This is a genomic window from Gemmatirosa kalamazoonensis (genome assembly GCF_000522985.1).
GTDB classification, from domain to species: Bacteria; Gemmatimonadota; Gemmatimonadetes; order Gemmatimonadales; family Gemmatimonadaceae; genus Gemmatirosa; species Gemmatirosa kalamazoonensis.
Map to the genome: position 1 here is coordinate 4,552,628 of NZ_CP007128.1, position 20,232 is coordinate 4,572,859.

The following is a 20,232-nucleotide window of genomic DNA, read 5'->3' on the forward strand; positions in this document are numbered from 1 at the left end:
CGGCGCTGAACCTCGGCGCTGAAAAAGCGGCGCTGGAACGGCGGCCCTGATACCGCGCGGGTCCAGAGCCGCCATTCCAGCGCCGCCTCACCAGCGCCGCGTCACCAGCGCCGCCTCACGAGCGCCGCCTCACGAGCGCGGCCTTTACCAGCGCGTCAGCTCCCCAGATTCGGGTTCGCGGCCCGCTCCACGTCGGGCAGCGGCCAGCACCGCTCGCTGCCGTACGTGCCCGCCTTCGCGATCGCGCCGCCCGCCGGATACGTCGCGCCCGGCGCCGGCACGAGCGGCGCGTTGAAGCGGCGCACGTCGAACCAGTGGTTGCCCTGGAGGAACAGCTCGCGGGCGCGCTCGGAGTAGAGCGTCCCCTGGAAGTCCGCGACCTCCGCGGCGGTCAGCGCGGGGAGCCCGATGCCGCTGCGCGCGCGGAGGCTGTTGAGGATCGCGACGCCCTGCGTGCCGCCGGTCGCCTCGGCGAGGATGAGCTGCGCCTCGATGCCCGACGCGATCGGGAGCGGCGTCGCGAGCGACGTGTACTTGCTCTGCGTGAACCAGCGGTTCGCCTGGTCGCTGTTCAGCCGGTTCTGATCGCCGACCTTCACGCGCGGGTCGGGCAGCCCGCCCACGGTGAGGTTGCGGTACGCGGGGGCGATCGTGACGCCGCCCGCGCCGCTGTTGTTCTCCGCGAACACGCGGTTGCTGAGGCGCGACACCGTCGCGTCGGCCACCGTGTTCAGCACGAAGCCCACCGGCACGAGCGCCGCATCGGCCGCGGCACCGGCCTTGTCGCCCTTGTCGATCTTCGCGCGCGCGCGGCCGACGTACGCCGCGTTCAGCGTCGTCTGGTCGTTCAGCGACTGCGCGACGGTGATGGCACGGGTGAAGCGGGCGATCGCGGAGTCCATCACCTGCGCGGTCTGCAGCTCGGGGCCGAGGTTCACCGCGGCCGAGCAGAAGCCCTCGCCGAGGAGCACGTACGAGAAGCCGGCGTAGAGCGCCGCCCGGGCGATCAGCTGCTGACGGTTAGGCACCTGCGCATCGGTCCACGTGTCCAGGTGCGAGAGCGCCTGGTCGGCGGAGAAGCGCGCGGTGCTGATCGGCGTGTAGACGCCGAGGCCCGTGCAGCTCGACGTGGCGTACTGCGCGTCGGTCGGCAGGATGTCGCGGCGGTCGAACGACCAGCGGGACGCGGTCTGCGACGCGTCGGCCAGCTCGCCCGACGAGAGCCCCGACGCGACGACGTAGCCGTTCAGCGCGCACGAGAAGTCGGCGACCGCGCTGTTGACGATGAGCTGCGCGTTCTGCGGCACGAGGAACTGCTCGTCGGCGAGGCGGCTCGGCGTCGTCACCGAGAGCAGCTTGTCGACGGTGCCGGAGCACGCCGCGCCGGCCGTCAGCAGCAGGAGGAGTACCGCGGGCCCGACGCCCGCGCGCGGACGCCGCGGCGCGGCGTGGTGCGTGTTAGGCGTCATCTCAGAAGGAGAGGTTGAGGGTCGTCACGATCTGGCGCGTCTGCGGCAGCACGTTCTGCTCCCAGAAGCCGTACGCGCCGCCGCGGGTGCCGCTGTTGAACGACGCCTCGGGCTCGAGGCCCGTGTAGTTCGTCCACAGGTGCAGGTTGCGGCCGGCGACGGTGAGCGCCGCGGCCGAGCCGCCGATGCGGCGCGCGAAGCGCTGCGGCAGCGTGTACGTCAGGGAGAGCTCGCGGAACCGCACGAAGTCGGCGTCCTTGATGAGGTGGAACGTGTACGCCGTGCCTGCCTGCTCCGCGGCGAGCACCGCCTTGTTCGGCTGCTCGTCCGGGTAGTACAGGTCGCGGCAGAGCGCGAACGCGCCGCAGCGCACGCGGTAGTTGCCGTCGAGCTTCTTGTAGCCGCCGCGGTAGTCGACGAACGCGTTGAGGCGCAGGTTCTGGAAGAACGTGGCGCCGCCGCTGATCGACCCCTCGTGCGTCGGGATCGAGTTGCCGAGGTACACGCGCGGCGCGCTCGCGCACGCCACGGTGCCGCCCTTGCCGTCGTCGCACAGCAGGTTGCTCGTCTTCTTCGTCGTCGGGTTGTAGTCGGCGGAGACGATGCGGCGGTCCCACCACGCACCGGGTGCATAGTTCACCACGTGCACCACGTTCGACGACACGACCACCTGGTTGGTGCCCGGCGCGAGCGACTTGATCTTCTGGTGCGTGAAGCTGCCGGTCACCGAGAAGTCGAGCGTGACCGGGCGACTGCTGTACGGCGTCGCGCGCACGAGCCATTCGAGGCCGTTGCGGTTCACCCGGCCGGCGTTGAACAGCTGCAGCCCCGGGAACCCGTTCGACGGCGCCGCGGTCCGCGACAGGATCGCGTCCCTGGTGTAGCCGGTGTAGTACGTGACCTCGGCGCCCAGCTTGTCCGCGAACAGGCCGACGTCCGCGCCGATCTCGGTCTCGTAGCTCTTCTCCGGCCCGAGGTTCGTGTTGCCCGCGTTGCTCGGCGTGAGCAGACCGCCGACCGCGTTGTACGTGCGGATGGCGTCGAACGCGCCCGGCTGCAGGCCGCTGCCGCCGTACGCTGCGCGCACGCGCAGCGTGTTGATCGCGCTCGGCAGGTGCAGCGCCGGCTCCTCGCTGAGGACGTACGAGGCGCTCAGCTTCGGGTACGTCACGGCGGGGTAGTTCGTGCCGAACGCCGAGTTGTCGTCGCGCCGCACGGCGCCCGTCAGGTACAGCCGGTCCTTCCAGATCAGCTGCTCCTGCACGAAGCCGCCGAGCGTGTTGTTGTCGTACAGGTCGTCGCGGAAGATCTGCTGCGTGGCGCCCGAGGTGAGCGAGAGGAAGCCCGCCGCCGGGAACCCGAACGCGTCGTCGCCGCGCAGGTGCGTGCGGCGGCCGTAGAACTGGCCGCCGAGCGACGTCACGCTCTGCATGCTCCACGGCAGCGCGACCTTCGCGTTCAGCGCGTAGTCCGCCGTGAGGTTGCGCACGCTGCGCGTGTCGATCTCGAGGTACCCGGCGTTAGGCCCGGTGAGACCGCTGAACGACGCGTACGTGTTGCCGATGATGTCGTTCCGCGGCTCCTGGTCCTGGTTGTCCTCGTCGACCTGGTCGACGCCGATGATGAGCCGGTGGTCGAGCCACCCGGTGGGGCGGTTCGCGATCGTCATGCTCCCCGTGAACCGGTTCACCCCCTGGAACTCGGTGTACGAGGCGTAGTAGATGTCCGGGGGCCCGCTGCGGAAGCCCAGCTGCGGGTTGTTCGGCGTCTGGGTCGCCGCGCCCGGGTTGTTGTAGAGGAACGTCGGCGACGAGAAGAACGTCGCCCACGTCGCGCCGCCGCCGCCCGACTCGAACGGCAGGTACGTGCGACCGGTCGTGTACCCGAGCGCGGTCGTGATGTCGACCTTGCGCCACGGCGACGCGGTGAGGTTCGCGCGGACGCCGGACTTGTTCAGCCGGTTCGCGCGCTCCACGCCGTCGTCCTCGTTGTGGTTCAGCGCCATGTAGTACTTGAGCTGCGCGGGACCGCCGCTCACGCTCGCCTCGACGTCGCGGTTCACGCCGGCGCGGAAGATGTCGTGGCCGAAGTGCGCGTTCAGCGAGTCGTTCAGCTGCGCGATCGTGATCGAGATCGTGTCGAGCACGCCCGCCGCGGCGCCCTGGCGCTGCACGGCGCCGTAGTTCGTGTAGCCGTAGCCGTCCTTCCACCCGGGCAGCCAGCTCGAGCCGAGGTGCGCGGTGATGTTCGCGACCGGCCGGCCAGCGGCGCCCTTCTTCGTGATGATCTGGATGACGCCGTTGCTCGCCTCGGTGCCATACAGCGTCGCCGCGGCGGGCCCCTTGATGACCTCGATGCTCTCGATGTCCTCGGGGTTGAAGTCGTTCCACCGCGACACCGGCGCGGAGCCGAACGCCTGCACCGTCGGGCCGGTCGCCTGCGCGTTGTCGACGCGCACGCCGTCGACGTAGATCAGCGGGTCGTTCGCGAGGGACAGGCTCGACGCGCCGCGCACGCGAATGCGTGAGCCCGTGCCGACCTGCCCCGAGCTCGCGATGACGGCGACGCCCGCGGCGCGGCCGGTGAGCAGATCCTGGACGTTGCGCACCGGCTGGGTGGCGACGACGTCCGCCGCCTTGACGGTGCTCACCGCGTTGCCGACGGCACGCTTCTCCGCCACGCCGGCGGTGCCCGTGACGACGACCTGGTTCAGCTCGAGCACCCGCTCGGCCATCGCGATGGTGACGTCGGTCGCGCCGACGCGCGCGGTGACGGTCGTCGGCGCATAGCCGATGCGGCGCGCGGTGACGCGCACGGTCGTGCCGCTCGCGCCGGTGATGCGGAAGTGCCCGGCCGCGTCGGTCGTCGCGCCGAGGGTCGTCCCGTCGACGACCACCTGTGCATCGCTCAGCGCGCGCCCCGACTGCGTCGTCACCACGCCGGCGACGACGCCCTGGGCCGCCGGCTGCACGGCCGCGGCGGGGGCGGGCGCCACGAGCAAGGCGAGCGGCGCGACCACCGGCGGCGCGGCGAGCACCAGCGCCAGCGCGCGCCCGACACCTCGAGTGCCGGCCGGTCGCCCGGCCGGCGGTGCGGAGTGAACGGACATGACGTCTCCTGTTAGGCGGGAGAGACGCCGGGCACGACACCGCCGCCCAGCGTCGAGAGTGCCGCTCCACGGAGCGGCGGACTGCTGCTCTTCGGACCCGCTATCACCAACCGGGGTCACCCACGACCTCTTAACGACGGAACGACGACGGCGGAAGCGAAGAAGCGGAATCGAACACGGCGGCGGGTACGGCGGAATCGGGTACGGCGAAGCTGCGACCTCCGCTGTATCCGACTCCGCCGTACCCGCCGCCGTTCTCGCTCCCGCCGTGCGCGATCCCGCCGTGCGCGATCCCGCCGTATCGGCGCCCGCGGTCCCCGTTACTTCACTTGAAGGCGTTGAATCCGGTGATCGCCTGGCCGAGCACGAGCGAGTGCACGTCGTGCGTCCCCTCGTACGTGTACACGCTCTCCAGGTTCGCCATGTGCCGCATCGACGCGTACTCGGCGAGGATGCCGTTGCCGCCGAGGAGGCGACGCGCTTCGCGCGCGATGTCCGTCGCGATGTTCACGTTGTTGCGCTTCGCGAGCGAGACCATCGTCGGCGTGAACGTGCCGAGGTCCTTGCAGCGGCCGAGGTGCAGCGAGAGGAGCTGGCCCTTCGTGATCTCGGTCAGCATCTCGGCGAGCCGCACCTGCTGGATCTGGAACGCGCCGATCGGCTTGTCGAACATCACGCGGTTCTTCGCGTAGCTCGTCGCCTCCTCGAAGCAGGCGATCGCCGCGCCGAGCGCGCCCCACGAGATGCCGTAGCGCGCCTGCGTGAGGCACATGAGCGGCGACTTGAGTCCGCCGGAGTTCGGCAGGATCGCCTCGGCGGGGAGCTTCACGTCCTGCAGCACGAGCTCCGACGTGTCGCTCGCGCGCAGCGAGAGCTTCCCCTTCTGGTCGCGCGCCGTGAACCCCGGCGTGTCCGTCGGCACCACGAAGCCGCGGATCGAGCGGCCGCTGTCGTCGTCGTCCTCGGTCTTCGCCCACACGACGGCGACGTGCGCCGTGGATCCGTTCGTGATCCACATCTTCGCGCCGTTCAGGACCCAGCTCCCGTCCTGCTGCTTGCGGGCGCGCGTGATCATGCCGGCGGGGTTGGAGCCGTAGTCGGGCTCCGTGAGGCCGAAGCAGCCGATGACCTCGCCCTTCGCCATGCGCGGCAGCCAGTGGCGCTTCTGCTCCTCGCTGCCGAACGCGTAGATCGGGTACATCACGAGCGCGCCCTGCACCGACGCGAACGAGCGGATGCCGGAGTCGCCGCGCTCGAGCTCCTGCATGATCAGCCCGTACGAGACGTTGTTCAGCCCCGCGCAGCCGTACTCCTCGGGAAGGTTCGCGCCGAAGAAGCCGAGCTCCCCCATCTCGGGGATGAGCTCCTTCGGGAACTTGCCGTCCACGTAGTACTTGCCGATGATCGGCAGCACGCGCTCGTCGACGAACCGGCGCACGGAGTCGCGCACCGCGCGCTCCTCCTCGGTCAGCGCGGCGTCGATGTTGAACAGGTCTCCGTCGCGCGGCGTGAGCTGCGGCGACGGGAAGTAGGACTCGGCGAGTTCGGTGGCCATGACGTGGGGTCCGGTGAGCGAATGCCGGAATCTAACTACTCCTCGCGCGCCGCCCGGAGCCCGATCGTGTGTGCCGCCGGTGCGGGGGGCGCCGCCTGTCGCTGGCGACGCGGCGTCACGTGCCGCCGGGCCGAGGGCGTGATGCCGACCTCGCGTGCCTTCGTGCGGAACGTCGCGCCGTGGTCGATGAGGTGGCCGCTCTCGTCCTGCCACTGGTGCACCATCTCGTGCAGCAGCGTGTGGAGCGCCTCCTCCCACCCGTGACGGCGGATGTGGTCGCGTCCGATCACGATCTCCGCCGGCTCGCCCGTCGGCGACGCCGCGGTGTAGTGGCCGAGCCGCGTGCGCATGCGCGCCGAGAGCCGGATGGGCAGCGTGCGCAGGCGACCACCGAAGTACACGCGGTTGTAGTGCGCGTGGAACCGCTCGAGCTGCGCGACGAGCGGCGCGTCCTCGGGGCGCGAGCGCTCCCGCCGGCGCGACGCCGACGGCCGCGCGATCTGATAGGCGAGGATCGCCTCGCGCGCGCGCTTGCGCTCCGCCCGCGTGCGCCCGCACACGAAGCGCACCACGGCGCGCAGGACGTCCTCGGGCGCGTCGAGGTACCCCTCGTGCACGCGCAGCTCGCCGTCGCTGAAGCTCACCATCACCGTGCGGTTGCGCGTGAGCCGCACGCGGTCGATGCCGATGAGGCCTAACGCGCGCAGCCGCCCGTGGAACGCACTCGGATCGGGACTCGGGAGTCGGGACTCGGGACTCGGGACTCGGGACTCGCATTCCGCAACCGAGTCCCGAGTCCCGAGTCCCGAGTCCCGACTCCCGAAGTCCAGCGCGAGCTGCGACGACGGCGTCTCCGCCGGGCGGCGGCTCCCCCGGAAGCGGTGCGTCATGCGGTCCACCCAGCCCTCTAGCGCGCGAAGCACTTGTGCGGCCCCGCCACGAAGTCCTTCGCCTCGGCCGACCAGACGTGCGTCGTGATGTCGATCTCGTCACCGCCGACGCGAATGACGTTGTACGACGACGGACGCCCGCCGCGCGAGCGGTTCGACACCGTGCCCGCGGTGGAGATCACGGTGCCCTTGCGCGTGTGCTCCACGAAGTGCACGGCCTCCTGGTGATCGTGCCCGCACAGCACGAGATCGACGCCCATCTCGGCGAACGCGCCGAGGATCTTCGGCGTGTTCTTGAGGCCGTGCCGCTGCGAGAGCTGTCCCTTCACGGGGTTGTGGTGCATCACGATCACGCGCGCGTCGCCGCTCGGCGACTCGTCGAACGCGCGCCGCGCCCGCTCGATCTGCTGCTTCGTCAAGTGTCCGATGATGGAGATGTCCCGCACGTTCCACGTCAGCGTCGCCGGCAGCACGCCCTGCGCGGTGTTCAGCCCCACGAACGTCGCGCCGGGCACGCGCAGCACCGGCTCGAGATCCTCGTCCACGTACGCGCGATAGTTCTCGTACAGCGCGGTCTCGTCGCCGATGCCGAGCGGCGCGCGCCACCACATCACGTCGTGGTTCCCCGGCACGACGATCGTGCGGCTCGTCCGTCCCGCATCGCGGAGGAACACATGCGCGCGCTGGAACTCGCCCGCGCGCGCCCGCTGCGACAGGTCCCCCGACACCGCCACGACGTCGAACCGCTCGGCGTGGATCGCCGCCTCGATGGCGTCGATCTGCGCCGGCACCGCGGGGCGGCCGAAGTGGAGATCGGAGACGTGCAGGATCGACGTCACAGCCCCTCCACGCTCCACGCTCCACGCTCCACGCTCCACATCCACGCGCGGCGGAGCGAGCGTGGAGCGTGGAGCGTGGAGCGGTCGAGGGCTTTCGGCATCAGAGTCGCGCGATGATCGCGTTCGTGAACTCGTCGGTGCTCGCCGCGCCGCCGAGGTCGCGGGTGAGCGAGCGGCCGTCCTTCAGCGTGCCCTCGAGGGCGCCGCGCACGCGCGTCGCGACGTCGCTCTTGCCCATGTGATCGAGCATCATGCAGGCCGCGAGGACGAGCGCGCCCGGGTTCGCGATCCCCTTGCCCGCGATGTCGGGCGCCGTGCCGTGCACCGCCTCGAAGATCGCCGCCGTGCGCCCGATGTTGCCGCCCGGCGCGAGCCCCAGCCCGCCGACGAGCCCGGAGATGAGATCGGACAGGATGTCGCCGAACAGGTTCGTCGTGACGATGACGTCGAACCGCTCCGGCTGCAGCACGAGCTTCATCGCCATCGCGTCGACGATCTGATCCTCGAACTCCACGCGGCCGGCGTAGTCCCGCGCCACCTCGCGGCCGACGTCGAGGAACAGGCCCTGCGAGTACTTCAGGATGTTCGCCTTGTGAACCAGCGTCACCTTCTTCCGCCCGTGCGCGACCGCGTAGTCGAACGCGTAGCGCACGATGCGCTCGGAGCCGTGCCGCGTGATGAGCGCGATCGACTCCGCCGCGGCCTTCGGGTCGTTGCCGATCTGGATGTAGTGCTCGTTGCCGATGTACAGCCCCTCGGTGTTCTCGCGGATCATCACGAGGTCGATGTCCTCGTAGCGCCGCTTGTGCTCGACGAGCGTGCGCGCCGGCCTAACGTTCGCGTACAGGTCGAACGTCTTGCGCAGCGCCACGTTCACCGAGCGGAACCCCTGTCCCACCGGCGTCTCGAGCGGGCCCTTGAGCGCGAGGCACGTGCGCTTGATGGAGTCGAGTGTCGCGTCGGGCATCGGGTCGTGCCACCGCGTGACACCGGCCTGTCCCGCGACCTGCACGTCCCACTGGATGTCGGCGCCGGCCGCGTCGAGGATGCGGACCGTCGCGTCGGAGATGCTCGGGCCGATGCCGTCGCCCGGGATCAGCGTGACTTGCGTGGGCATGTGTCTCGAGGCTGTGCGATGCGTGGAGGAGCACGCAAGGTAACGCGTCGCGCGGGGCCGGTTCCAGCCGTGTGCCAGCGCCCGACCGGGCCCGTCTGGGAAGTTGACAGGCCTTGCGCGCGCCGCAACTTCTCGCCATGCCCCGCACCTTCCGCGCCCTTCTGTGGGCCGCCATCGCGCTGGCCGGCGCCGCCGCGTTCGGCGTGCTCGCGCTCTCCCGCGGCGAGACGATCAGCGCGGCCTGGCTCATCACGGCCGCCGTCTGCACGTATCTCGTCGCGTATCGCTTCTACAGCCGCTTCATCGCGGCGAAGGTCTTCGCGCTCGACGCCGCGCGGCGCACACCCGCCGAGCGTCTCGCCGACGGACGCGACTACGTGCCGACGAACCGCTGGATCGTCTTCGGCCACCACTTCGCCGCCATCGCCGGCCCCGGCCCGCTCGTCGGGCCCACGCTCGCCGCGCAGTTCGGCTTCCTCCCCGGCGCGATCTGGATCATCATCGGCGTCGCGCTCGGCGGCGCGGTGCAGGACTTCGTCATCCTCGCCGCGAGCGTGCGACGCGACGGCAAGACGCTCGGGCAGATGGCGCGCGACGAGATCGGGCCCGTCGCCGGCGTCACCGCGCTCGTCGCGGTGCTCGGCATCATGATCGTGCTCATCGCGGTGCTCGCGCTCGTCGTCGTGAACGCGCTGCGCGAGAGCGCGTGGGGCGTCGTCACCATCGGGCTCACGATTCCGATCGCGCTCGTCATGGGCGTGTATCTGCGCTGGCTGCGACCGGGCCGCGTGCTCGAGGCTTCCGCGATCGGCATCGTGCTGCTCGGCGTCGCGCTCGTCGCCGGCCGCGCGGTGGCGCAGAACCCCGCGCTCGCGCCGACGTTCACGCTCGGCGGGACGACGCTCGCGATCCTCATCATGGTCTACGGCTTCGCGGCGTCGGTCGTGCCGGTGTGGCTGCTGCTCGCGCCGCGCGACTACCTCTCGGCGTTCGTGAAGATCGGCGTCGTCGTCGCGCTCGCGTTGGGCATCCTCGTCGTGCTGCCGCCGCTGCAGATGCCGGCCCTCACGCGGTTCGTCGACGGCACGGGGCCCGTGTTCGCCGGCGACCTGTTCCCGTTCGTGTTCGTGACCGTCGCGTGCGGCGCCATCTCCGGCTTCCACGCGCTCATCTCGAGCGGCACGACGCCGAAGCTGCTCGAGCGCGAGCCCGACGCGCGCCCCATCGGCTACGGCGCGATGCTCTGCGAGTCGCTCGTCGCGATCATGGCGCTCGTCGCGGCATGCGTGCTCACACCCGGCGTCTACTTCGCCATCAACGCGCCCGCGGCGGCGCTCGGCACCACCGCGACGTCGGCCGCCGCGGCGATCGCGCAGTGGGGCTTCGTCGTCACGCCGGCGGAGATCGAGTCGCTCGCGCGGCAGGTGGGCGAGGCGTCGCTGCTCTCGCGCACCGGCGGCGCGCCGAGCCTCGCGGTGGGCATGGCGCACCTGTTCAGCTCCGCGCTCGGCGGCGGCGCGATGGCGCTGTGGTACCACTTCGCCATCATGTTCGAGGCGCTGTTCATCCTCACCACGCTCGACGCGGGCACGCGTGTCGGGCGCTTCATGCTGCAGGACCTGCTGCGCCACGCGTGGGCGCCGTTAGGCCGCGTGTCGTGGTACCCGGCGGTGCTGCTCTCCAGCGCGCTCGTCGTCGGCGCGTGGGGCTACTTCCTCTACCAGGGCGTCACCGATCCCCTCGGCGGCATCAACTCGCTGTGGCCGCTGTTCGGCATCTCGAACCAGCTGCTCGCCGCCGTCGCGCTCTGCGTCGGCACGACCGTCATCATCAAGATGGGCAAGGCGCGCTACGCGTTCGTGACGCTGCTCCCGCTCGCGTGGCTCGTCGCCGTCACCATGACCGCCGGATGGATGAAGATCTGGTCGTCGAGCCCGAAGATCGGCTTCCTCGCGCACGCCCGCGTCCTCGCCGAAGCGGTGGCCTCGGGCACGCTGCCGCCGGGCGTGAAGTCGGTCGCCGCGGCGCAGCGGATGATGTTCAACGACCGCCTCGACGCCGCCGTCGCGGGGTTCTTCGTCCTCGCCGTCGTCGTCATCCTCGCCGACTCGCTCCGAGAGTGGTCGGCGGTGCTCACGGGTCGCAAGCCGGCGCTCAGCACCGAGGTTCCCGGCGACGCGCCCGCGTTCCGCGGCGCGCAGCCCGTGGCGGGCGACTGACGTGCGCGAGATGCTGCACCGCGCCGCGCGGCTGCTGCGCGCGATCGTCGGCGCCCCCGACTACGAGCGCTACGTCGCCCACGTGCACGCGCACCACCCGGGCTGCACCCCGATGACGCGCGACGAGTTCGCGCGCGAGCGCCTCGCGGCGCGCTACGACCGGCCGGGGGCGCGCTGCTGCTGACCGGCTCGCGCCCGGCCCAAACCTCCTCGCGGCGCACGGATCTAGAAGTGGACGCGGATCACGCGGACACATCCGGATAGGTTCTCGACTTGAGACTACAGGCGAGAACCTATCCGGATCTGTCCGCGTGATCCGCGTGATCCGCGTCCAAACCCGCGCGGAGCGACGCCCGAAAGCGGAGCTCCGCCGCGCGCACAAACGCCCGCGCGTCACCGCGGATCCACCCGCACGAATCCCAGCACGATCGCGGCCAGCAGCGCGAGGAACGCGCCTAACGTGAACGCCGCCGGCGGTCCCACGCGGTCCCACACGAAGCCGAACAGCAGCGACGCCGGCAGCGCGGCGAGGCCGATCGCGAGGTTGTACCAGCCGAACGCCGTCCCGCGTCGCGCGCGCGGCACGAGGTCGGCCACGAGCGCCTTCTCCGTCCCTTCGGTCAGCCCGAAGAACAGCCCGTAGACGCCGAACAGCGCCCACGCCGCCCACGCCGTCTCCACGCGCCCGAACGCGAGGTACACCGCGGCGTACAGCAGCCACCCGGCGACGATGAGCGGCTTGCGCCCGTAGCGATCCGACAGCGCACCGCCGGGCGTGCTCGACGCCGACTTCACGACGTGGAACGCCGACCAGAGCACCGGCACGAGCGCCACCGGTACGCCGAGCTGCCGCGCGCGCAGCAGCAGGAACGCGTCGGACGAGTTCCCGAGCGTGAACAGCGTCACGGCGCCGAGGAACGTCGGGAACGCGCGCCCGTGCGTCGCCGCGTCCGCGTGCGCGTCGGTTCGGTTAGGCGCCGGCACCGGCGCGTCGTCATGTTGCTCTCGGGGGGGGGCCCCCGGCGCCGGCGGCAGCGACGGCCCCGGCGCCTCACGCACCGCCAGCACCAGCGTGAGCACCGCGAGCGCGGCCGGCACCGCAGCGAGCCAGAACACGCTCCGCATCGAGAGATGTCCCACCTGCAGCAGCGCGAACGCGACGAGCGGCCCCACCACCGCGCCCGCGTGGTCCGCCGCGCGGTGGAACCCGAACGCGCGCCCGCGCACCGCCGGATCCACCGAGTCGGCGAGCAGCGCGTCGCGCGGCGACGTGCGGATTCCCTTGCCCACGCGGTCGACGAGCCGAACGAGCAGCACGTGCGCCGGCGTCGCCGCTACCGCGACGAGCGGACGCGCCACCGATGCGATCGTGTATCCCGCGACGACGAGCGGCTTCCGGCGTCGCACGCGGTCGGACCACCACCCGCTCGCGAGCTTCAGCAGCGCCGCGACCGACTCGGCCGCGCCCTCGATCGCGCCCACCGTGCTCGCCGTCGCGCCGAGCACCACCTGCAGGAAGATCGGCAGCAGCGGGTAGATCATCTCGCTCGACGCGTCGGTGAACAGGCTCACCGCCGAGAGCGCGACGACGTTGCGACCGAGGCGCGCGCGCGGGCGCGCCGCTGTCGGCATCTCGGTGTTCGTATCGGTCGTGTTCGTCGTGGTCACGCGTCGCTCTGGCTCCGGTCGTGGGACGTCGCCGAATCTAGGCGGGCGGTCCACCCGGGACCGGCCCTTGCGCTGCGCCGGTCGCCGGGCCATCTCCCCGACGCGTCCCCCCCCGTCGCCCCGATCGCCACCTCCATGCCGCGCACGCACCAGGTTCACGAAGCGCTCGCCCCCGTGCACGCGCGTCTCGCCGCGAACGACGCGGAGATCGTGCGCACGCAGGTCGCGATCTGCGAGATCCCGGCGCCGACGGGCGACGAGGCGGAGCGCGGTGCATGGATGGCGCGCCGGTTCTCGGCGCTCGGCCTCGCCGACGTGCGCACCGACGACGTCGGCAACGTCATCGCTCGCCGTCCCGGCGCCGCGCGCACCGCTCCCGTCGTGCTGTGCGCGCACCTCGACACCGTCTTCCCGCGCGACGTGCCGCTCCGCGTCCGGCGCGACGGACGACGGCTCGTCGGTCCTGGCATCGGCGACAACGGACGCGGGCTCGCCGTGATGCTCGCGCTGGCCGAGGCGATCGACGGCACCACCGTGCGCACGCGCCGCCCCGTGGAGTTCGTCGCCACGGTCGGCGAGGAGGGGCTCGGCGACCTCCGCGGCGCGAAGCGCTACTTCGAGGACGCGCCGCCGCCGGCCGCGGTCATCGTCATCGACGGCGCGGGCGACGAGCGCGTCGTGCACCGCGCGCTCGGCTCGCGCCGCTTCCGCGCGCGCTTCACCGGGCCTGGGGGGCACAGCTGGGCCGCGTTCGGGGTGCCTAACGCCATCCACGCCGCGGCGGTGTGCGCGGCGCGGCTCGCGACGCTGCCGCTGCCCGACGAGCCGCGGGCCACGCTCACCGTCGCGCGCATCGGCGGTGGCATGTCGGTGAACGCGATCCCGCGGGACGCGTGGATCGAGGTCGACATCCGCTCGACCGATCCGAGCACGTTGCACGCCCTGTCGCGCGCCGCGCATCGCGCCGCGCGCGACGCGTGCGCCGCGGAGAACGCGCGCCGCGCGCACGGCACGCCGCCGCTCGAGCACCACGTGGAGCTGATCGGGGACCGCCCGTGCGGCGTCGTGCCCGAGGACGATCCGCTCGTGCGCGCCGCCCTCGCCGCGACGCGCCTCGTCGGCCGCCGCCCCGAGCTCGCGACCGCGTCGACCGACGCGAACGTGCCCATCGGGCTCGGCGTGCCCGCCGTCGCGATCGGCGCCGGCGGCCGCGGCGGGGATGCGCACACGCCGGGCGAGTGGTTCGACAACACCGACGGCTCCGTCGGCGTGGCGCGAGCGCTCACGCTCGCCGTCGCCGCGGCGGGTCTGGCCTGACGGGTCATCCGGACGTCGCACCCGTCGAGGCTCCACGTACGTGTGTTCGTTGGACTGAAGAAGGACTGAAGAGGGACTGAAGAAGGACCAGACACAGAAAGTGTTGTCGGTCCTTCTTCAGTCCTCCTTCAGTCCCTCTTCAGTCCTCGAGAAACACGTACGTGGAGTCCCGTCCAGGCGCGACGCCCCCCGGAGACGAATCACCCGCGCGGCGCGGCGCGCACTTCCGAGTGGTCGCCGACGGTCACCGAGCCGCGCATGCCGTCGAGCGTCACGTGGTCGCCGATCACGGAGTTGCGGAGCTCGCAGTTCGTGAGGCGGCAGTTCGCGCCGATCATCGTGTCGCGCACCTCCGAGCCGTCGATCACCGTTCCCGCGGCCACCGACACGTTAGGCCCGACGGTGGAGTTCGTGATGCGCGCGCCCTCCTCCACGTAGACCGGGTCGACGAGTCGGGCGCCCGCGTCGAGCGATGCGGGACGGCGCGCGCGGCCCTTCTCCAGCATCACGCGGTTCGTGTCGATCAGCGTCTCGATCTGCCCCGCGTCGTACCAGCCCTGCACGTCGATGACGCGGATCTTCGCGCCCTTGTCGATCATGTACTGGAACGCGTCCGTGAGGTAGAACTCCCCTTTGTTGGGCGGCTGCGCGAGCACGTGGTCGATCCCCTCGTACAGCAGCTTCCAGTTCCGCACGTAGTACAGACCGATGTTCGCGCGCTTGGAGATCGGATCCTTCGGCTTCTCGACGATGCGCGTCATGTTGCCGTCGGCATCGGTGACCACCACGCCGAAGCGCTGGTAGTCCTCGACCTCCTTCGTCCAGATGATTCCGTCGGCGTCGGTGTCGTGCACGATCGACAGATCCGCGTCGAAGATCGTGTCGACGAAGATGATGAGCACCGGCTGGTCGACGTACGGCCGCGCGAGGTTCACCGCGCCCGCCGTGCCGTCCTGCACTTGCTGCTCGACGAACACCGCCGGCAGCCCGATGTCGTCGCGCGCGTGCGCCTCGACCTTCTCTTTCAGATGGCCGGTGATGTAGATGACCTGCTCCACGTCGCCGAGCCGCTTCACGTCGTCCATGACGTAGTCCATCACCGGTTTTCCGGCGATGCGCAGCATCGGCTTCGGCGTGATGTGCGTGTGCGGACGGAGCCGGGTGCCCTTGCCGGCGAGCGGGATGATGACCTTCATGTCGATGTCGTGGTGGACGGTGAGAGGCGCGCCGGAATCTAGCACGGCGCGCCTCGTCACCAGCACTCACGGCGCGGTGGTCCCCTCGCGGCCGTAGCGGTCCTTGATGCGCACGACGTCGTCGAGCTCCGGCGTGCTCGCCTCCAGCACGTCGCAGTCGGTCACGGCCTCCATGTAGTGCACCGTGCCCGGCGTGATGCGGAACGCGTCGCCGGGCTTCAGCCGCTGATCGGTGAGCGCGTCGGCCCGCTCGCCCACCCAGTAGCGCATCTCGCCCGAGAGCAGGTACACCGTCTCGTCCTTGCGCTCGTGATACTGCACCGACAGCGAATGGCCCGCCGTGATGTGCAGGATCTTGCCGCAGTATCGCTCGGTGTGCGCCCAGATGATCTCGTGCCCCCACGGCTTCGGCACCACGCGCACGGCGGCGCGGCCGCTGGTGGGCCGCTGGTCGGAGGCGGACGGGCGAGGCGGGAGGGTCGTGGCCACGGGCAATCGGGTTCGGGGAGGATGGGATCGTGACGGCGGCGTCAGACGCGACCCGCCGCACCCACTCTACAATCGTCCGTCCGACCGCGCACTACCTCCACGACGACGCGAGCGCGGCGGACGCTCCCGAAGGAATCGCCCGCCGCGCTCGCGCATGCCCTACCCCGACCGACGTCCTTACGCGTTGCCGTGCACGAGCCGCTCGCGGAGGATCCGGAGACGTCGGCGCACCGATCCGTCCATCACCTGGTCGCCGACCCGCACCACCACGCCGCCGACGATCGCCGGATCCACCGTCACGTGCGGCACCACCTGCTTGCCGAGCGTGCGCGAGAGCCCCTGCGTCACCGCCGCGCGCTCTCCCTCCGACGGGCTACGCGCGAACGTGACCTGCGCGTGCACGCGCCCCTCCGCCTCGTCGAGCAGAGTGTGGTACTCGGTCGCGATCTCGGGGAACAGCATCTGCCGGCCCTTCCGCAACAGCGTCTGCAGGAAGCGCACGAACAGCGGCGGCAGTCGGTCCTGGAAGGCCCGCGCGAGGATCTCGCCCTTCCGCTCCGCGGACACGCGCGGCGACTCGAGGAAGTGGCGCAGCGTCACGTCGGCGCCGATCGCGTCGGCGACCTCGCGCACCGTGCGCCCCCACCCATCGGTGTCGTCCGCCTTGTTCGCGAGCGCGAGGAGGACCTCGGCGTAGTTGCGGGCGATGGTCGTGTCGCGCATCAGCGACGCGCCCCGCCGGCCGGCTGGAGGCTGCCGAGGAAGTTCTCGACGAGCTGACGGTTCGACGTGTCGTCGAGGTTGCGCTCGATGACCTTCGACGCGCCGGCGATCGCGAGATCCACCGCCTCGCGGCGCAGATCGGCGATGGCGCGGTCGCGCTCCGCGTCGATGTCGCGGCGCGCGCGCTCGAGCAGCTCTTGCTGCTGCTGGCGTGTCTGCTCGAGCAGCTCCGCGCGCATCTTCTCGGCCGCGGCGCGGCCGTCGGCGATGAGCTTCTGCGCCTCGCCCCGCGACGCGTCGAGCTGCGCGCGCTGCTCGGCGAGCAGGCGGGCGGCCTCGTCGCGGTCGCGCTTCGCGCCCTGGATCGCGTCCTCGAGCGTGCGCTCGCGCGCCTCGACGGCGGCGACGAGCGGCTTGAACGCGAAGCGCGACAGGACGACGAGCAGGACGACGAAGATGACGAGCGTCCAGAACATCAGCCCCGCGTGCGGCTCGAGCAGGTTCACCGGCCCCTGCGCCTCGTGCTCCTGCGCGAGGAGCGGCGAGGCGGCGAGCGTCAGAAGGGGCAGCGAGCGATAGACGGTACGCATCGAAGAGATCAGGAAGTCACCAAGAAGAGTGAGCCTGGCCGCCCGCCGACTCGAGTCGGCGGGCGCCGGGACTCGCGGGCTCAGAACGCGATCTTGCCCTGGATCTGGAAGCCGATGACGGCGCCGAACAGCGCGACACCCTCGATGAGGGCGGCGAGAATCAGCGCGGCCGTCTGGATGCGGCCGGCCGCCTCGGGCTGGCGCGCCATGCTCTCGGTCATCGAGCCGCCGATGCGGCCGATGCCGATGCCGGCGCCGATCGCCGAGAGGCCGGCGGCGAGGCCGGCGCCGATGAGACCGTAGCCGCGGTTGTTGCTGGCCGTCTCGGCCGCGGCCTGGAGAAGAGGAAGGATCGCCATCGTTCGAGTTCCGATTTCACTGAAGTGATCGTGCCGTACGCTCCGCGCTCTCGCGCCGCCCACCAACGAGCTGTGGCTCAGTGGGCATCCCCCGGTCGCTCGACCCGGGTACCGCCGCGGAGGTGGAGCGAGCTCCCCCGCGGTCCTGCCTAACGATCAATGATGGGCTTCGCGAATCTGGCCGATGAACACCGCCGCCAGCAGGCAGAACACGAACGCCTGCAGGAACGCGACGAAGATCTCGAGTAGCATGATGCCGACCGCCATGAGCAGCGGCGCGAGGCCCACCAGGTAGCCGAACGCGAAGATCAGCCCGATGAACGCGAGCACCACGATGTGGCCCGCGGTCATGTTCGCGAACAGACGGATCGCCAGCGCGAACGGCTTCGACAGCTTGCCCACCATCTCCACCGGCGTCATCACGATGAACATGATCACCCGCATGAACGGGTTCAGATCCTTGTTCCAGTAGAAGATCGTGTTGAGGTAGCCGAGCCCCTGCGCGCGCATTCCGGCGACCTCGATGACGATCATCGTGATGACCGCGAGCGTCGCCGTGACGGAGATGTTGCCCGTCGCCGTCGACCCGTACGGGATGAGGCCGAGCAGGTTCGCGAACAGGATGAAGAAGAAGAGCGTGAGCACGAACGGCACGAACCGCTCGCCGTGCGGCCCGAGGTTCGGGATGGCGACCTCGTTGCGGAGGTAGAGCACCATCGCCTCGATCCCGGCCGCGAACCCCTTCGGCCGCCCCACCTCGTGCGTGTGCCGCTCGTGCGCGCGCGCCGCGAGGATCAGCACCGCGGCCGAGAGCAGCGCCGCGAGCAGGAGCATCACGACGTGCTTCGTCGGCCGCACGTCGATGTGCGTGCCGGGGAGATACCAGTGCGCGCCGAGGACCTCGGCCAGGTCCACCTCGCAGACGAGTCCGCGCTTGAAGCACGGCAGGTCGAGGCGATCGCTGTCGGTGATGTGCGGCGTGATGAAGTCGACCGGCCGGGTGGCCTCGCCCGCGGCGGTCGCCGGCGCGGCATGTGTCGTCGACTCCTGCGCGCGGGCCGTTGGCGCCGCGAGCGGCGCGCCGAGCGCGAGGAGCAGGGCCAGCGCGGTGCCGAGCAGTCTCATACGTTCAGCAACAGAGGTTCGACGAGCGTGGAGAGGAAGAAGAACAGCGCCAGACTGGCGAGCGCGGGTCCACCGACGAGCGCGAGCGACTTCACGAACACGAACGCGTAGAGCACGAAGACGGCGAAGCGGAGCAGCATGCCGAGCCCCCACGCGGCGACCGGGTTCGAGCGGCGGGCCACCCGCATGATCCCGAACGCGAACAGCTGCACGACGAACGCCACGATCGCGCTCACGCGAATGGCGCGCGCCGCCTCCGGCGACGGCCAGACCAGCGTGAGCACGAGCCCGGCGACCGCCACGATGGCGAGCGCGGCGCCGGCGAACAGCGCGAGCGCCTTCACGCGCCGCCTCGCGTCCCGCCTAACGATTCGGCCGCGCGGCGCGCCTGCTCCGCGCGGCGCGCCTCGTCTTCTCGCCGCTGCGCGGCCATGATCGTCCGGTACATCGCGTAGAACGAGCCGCCCACTCCGACGAAGACACACCCCAACAAAAAGACCGGCGCCGTGCCCAGGCGTCGGTCGAGCCACTGCCCGAGAAAGAGAAACACCAGCAGGGAGATCGCGAACTGCAGCCCCATCCCTGCCGCGACGGCACCGACGCTCGGAGGCCGCCGACCGGCCGACCCCCCGGCGCGTCCCGCGTCGACCCGACATCCGGCTCGCGCGGCGCCTGCTGGTCCGAACCCTGCGCGCCTGGCTCCATCGCGGGCGGGAATCTATCGCTTGTGAAATTTTTCGCAAGCGAACCACCCACCCGGGCCGAACAGATGGCGAAACCAGATGAGTGTGGGATAAGTCACGTCGCGCCCGTGACTTACTGTTACCTATCGGGTTGACGCGTCGTCCCCCTGCCAGTAGGTTGCCGCGCGCTGGTGAGGCCCCCCTTCGAGCCTCCTCCCTCGCCCGTCGACCGCGCCGCGCCCCCCGCCGCTGCCGCGTCGTCCCATCGTATGTATAGTCGTCTCGTCGTCCCCCTCGTCTGCGCCGCCGCGATCGTGTTCGCGTGCGGACCGCGCCCCCATGGCACCACGGCCGCGACGCCGACCTCCATGATCGGCCGGCTGCGCCTCTCGGGGACCGACGCCGCCCACCCCGCCGCGCCGAGCCACCACGCGCACCGCGCCGGCGACACCACCCGCATCGACGCCGCGCTCGCCGTCGCGCCGACCCCCGACGGAATCCGGCTCGCGCTCGAGGTCGTGAACCTCGACAAGAAGCAGGTCGAGATCGACTTCCCGAACGGCCAGACGCGCGACTTCGTGGTGCTCGACGCCGCGGGACACGAGGTGTGGCGCTGGAGCCGGGGGCGGCTCTTCACCCAGACGGTGCAGAACAAGTTCCTGTCCGGTGGCGATACCGCGGTGTACGCGGAGCACTGGGAGCCGACGCAGCCGGGCGAGTACACCGCCGTCGCCATCCTGCGCAGCGGCAACTTCCCGATCGAGCGCCGCGCCACGTTCGAGGTCCGCCCGTCGAACCTCGTCGCCACCAGCGGCCCGGTCACCGCGAGCCTCGTCCACTAGCTCGCGCTCCGCTCAAATACCGCTCGACACGGCGCCGGCGCT

19 protein-coding genes are annotated in these 20,232 nt (G+C 71.1%); 4 read left to right on the top strand and 15 right to left on the bottom strand.

Going from position 1 to position 20,232, the window contains the following annotated elements; all coding sequences use genetic code 11:
• Positions 1 to 155 precede the first annotated feature (155 nt).
• From J421_RS19840 to J421_RS19865, 6 genes are all read right to left on the bottom strand, one after another.
• Complete coding sequence (locus J421_RS19840) at positions 156 to 1,469, bottom strand: RagB/SusD family nutrient uptake outer membrane protein (protein ID WP_025412916.1); 1,314 nt, start codon at positions 1,467 to 1,469, stop codon at positions 156 to 158.
• Position 1,470: 1 nt separating this feature from the next.
• On the bottom strand, positions 1,471 to 4,578 hold the full coding sequence (locus J421_RS19845) for a SusC/RagA family TonB-linked outer membrane protein (RefSeq protein ID WP_104022846.1): 3,108 nt from the start codon (positions 4,576 to 4,578) through the stop codon (positions 1,471 to 1,473).
• Between the two features lie 325 nt (positions 4,579 to 4,903).
• Positions 4,904 to 6,133 carry an acyl-CoA dehydrogenase family protein gene (locus tag J421_RS19850; RefSeq protein ID WP_025412918.1) on the bottom strand — a complete coding sequence of 410 codons (1,230 nt, stop codon included), beginning with the start codon at positions 6,131 to 6,133 and terminating at the stop codon, positions 4,904 to 4,906.
• Between the two features lie 35 nt (positions 6,134 to 6,168).
• Positions 6,169 to 7,023: a SprT-like domain-containing protein gene (locus J421_RS19855; RefSeq protein WP_148306408.1), complete on the bottom strand. Its 855-nt coding sequence runs from the start codon at positions 7,021 to 7,023 to the stop codon at positions 6,169 to 6,171.
• Positions 7,024 to 7,040: 17 nt separating this feature from the next.
• Positions 7,041 to 7,862 carry a metallophosphoesterase family protein gene (locus J421_RS19860; protein WP_025412920.1) on the bottom strand — a complete coding sequence of 274 codons (822 nt, stop codon included), beginning with the start codon at positions 7,860 to 7,862 and terminating at the stop codon, positions 7,041 to 7,043.
• A 100-nt stretch (positions 7,863 to 7,962) separates the two neighbouring features.
• Positions 7,963 to 8,979 (bottom strand): isocitrate/isopropylmalate dehydrogenase family protein, encoded by a 1,017-nt coding sequence (locus J421_RS19865; RefSeq protein ID WP_025412921.1) that lies wholly within the window; start codon positions 8,977 to 8,979, stop codon positions 7,963 to 7,965.
• Between the two features lie 137 nt (positions 8,980 to 9,116).
• Between J421_RS19865 and J421_RS19870 the strand changes: the two genes are divergently transcribed.
• Together J421_RS19870 and J421_RS19875 are read left to right on the top strand one after the other, a co-directional pair.
• Positions 9,117 to 11,198 carry a carbon starvation CstA family protein gene (locus tag J421_RS19870; RefSeq protein ID WP_025412922.1) on the top strand — a complete coding sequence of 694 codons (2,082 nt, stop codon included), beginning with the start codon at positions 9,117 to 9,119 and terminating at the stop codon, positions 11,196 to 11,198.
• A gap of 10 nt (positions 11,199 to 11,208) precedes the next feature.
• Positions 11,209 to 11,382: a YbdD/YjiX family protein gene (locus tag J421_RS19875; protein WP_104023177.1), complete on the top strand. Its 174-nt coding sequence runs from the start codon at positions 11,209 to 11,211 to the stop codon at positions 11,380 to 11,382.
• A gap of 209 nt (positions 11,383 to 11,591) precedes the next feature.
• On the opposite strand, the gene J421_RS19880 is transcribed toward J421_RS19875, so the two are convergent.
• Positions 11,592 to 12,830, bottom strand: a complete 1,239-nt coding sequence (locus J421_RS19880; RefSeq protein ID WP_025412924.1) for an MFS transporter — start codon at positions 12,828 to 12,830, stop codon at positions 11,592 to 11,594.
• A gap of 171 nt (positions 12,831 to 13,001) precedes the next feature.
• Here J421_RS19880 and J421_RS19885 point away from each other — a divergent pair, with 171 nt between their 5' ends.
• Positions 13,002 to 14,183, top strand: coding sequence for a M20/M25/M40 family metallo-hydrolase (locus J421_RS19885; protein ID WP_025412925.1), 1,182 nt, complete (start codon positions 13,002 to 13,004; stop codon positions 14,181 to 14,183).
• Positions 14,184 to 14,383: 200 nt separating this feature from the next.
• On the opposite strand, the gene J421_RS19890 is transcribed toward J421_RS19885, so the two are convergent.
• The 8 genes from J421_RS19890 to J421_RS19925 form a co-directional block, all read right to left on the bottom strand.
• Positions 14,384 to 15,424 (bottom strand): sugar phosphate nucleotidyltransferase, encoded by a 1,041-nt coding sequence (locus J421_RS19890; protein WP_148306409.1) that lies wholly within the window; start codon positions 15,422 to 15,424, stop codon positions 14,384 to 14,386.
• A 21-nt stretch (positions 15,425 to 15,445) separates the two neighbouring features.
• A complete protein-coding gene (locus J421_RS19895; RefSeq protein WP_025412927.1) occupies positions 15,446 to 15,802 on the bottom strand; it encodes a cupin domain-containing protein in 357 nt (118 codons plus the stop codon).
• 243 nt (positions 15,803 to 16,045) lie between these two features.
• A complete protein-coding gene (gene atpH / locus J421_RS19900; protein WP_025412928.1) occupies positions 16,046 to 16,591 on the bottom strand; it encodes an ATP synthase F1 subunit delta in 546 nt (181 codons plus the stop codon).
• On the bottom strand, positions 16,591 to 17,181 hold the full coding sequence (gene atpF, locus J421_RS19905; protein ID WP_025412929.1) for a F0F1 ATP synthase subunit B: 591 nt from the start codon (positions 17,179 to 17,181) through the stop codon (positions 16,591 to 16,593). Before atpF ends, atpH begins: the two co-directional genes overlap by 1 nt.
• Positions 17,182 to 17,261: 80 nt before the next feature.
• Complete coding sequence (gene atpE / locus J421_RS19910) at positions 17,262 to 17,540, bottom strand: ATP synthase F0 subunit C (RefSeq protein ID WP_025412930.1); 279 nt, start codon at positions 17,538 to 17,540, stop codon at positions 17,262 to 17,264.
• A gap of 156 nt (positions 17,541 to 17,696) precedes the next feature.
• The gene (gene atpB / locus J421_RS19915; RefSeq protein WP_025412931.1) at positions 17,697 to 18,665 is read right to left on the bottom strand and encodes a F0F1 ATP synthase subunit A; all 969 of its coding nucleotides are present in this window, start codon (positions 18,663 to 18,665) and stop codon (positions 17,697 to 17,699) included.
• The gene (locus tag J421_RS19920) at positions 18,662 to 19,009 is read right to left on the bottom strand and encodes a hypothetical protein (RefSeq protein ID WP_025412932.1); all 348 of its coding nucleotides are present in this window, start codon (positions 19,007 to 19,009) and stop codon (positions 18,662 to 18,664) included. Before J421_RS19920 ends, atpB begins: the two co-directional genes overlap by 4 nt.
• Entirely contained in the window at positions 19,006 to 19,245 is a 240-nt protein-coding gene (locus tag J421_RS19925) for an AtpZ/AtpI family protein (RefSeq protein ID WP_025412933.1), read from the bottom strand. Before J421_RS19925 ends, J421_RS19920 begins: the two co-directional genes overlap by 4 nt.
• 471 nt (positions 19,246 to 19,716) lie before the next feature.
• On the opposite strand from J421_RS19925, the gene J421_RS19930 reads away from it, so the two are divergent.
• Positions 19,717 to 20,190 carry a BsuPI-related putative proteinase inhibitor gene (locus tag J421_RS19930; protein WP_158508849.1) on the top strand — a complete coding sequence of 158 codons (474 nt, stop codon included), beginning with the start codon at positions 19,717 to 19,719 and terminating at the stop codon, positions 20,188 to 20,190.
• Positions 20,191 to 20,232 lie beyond the last annotated feature (42 nt).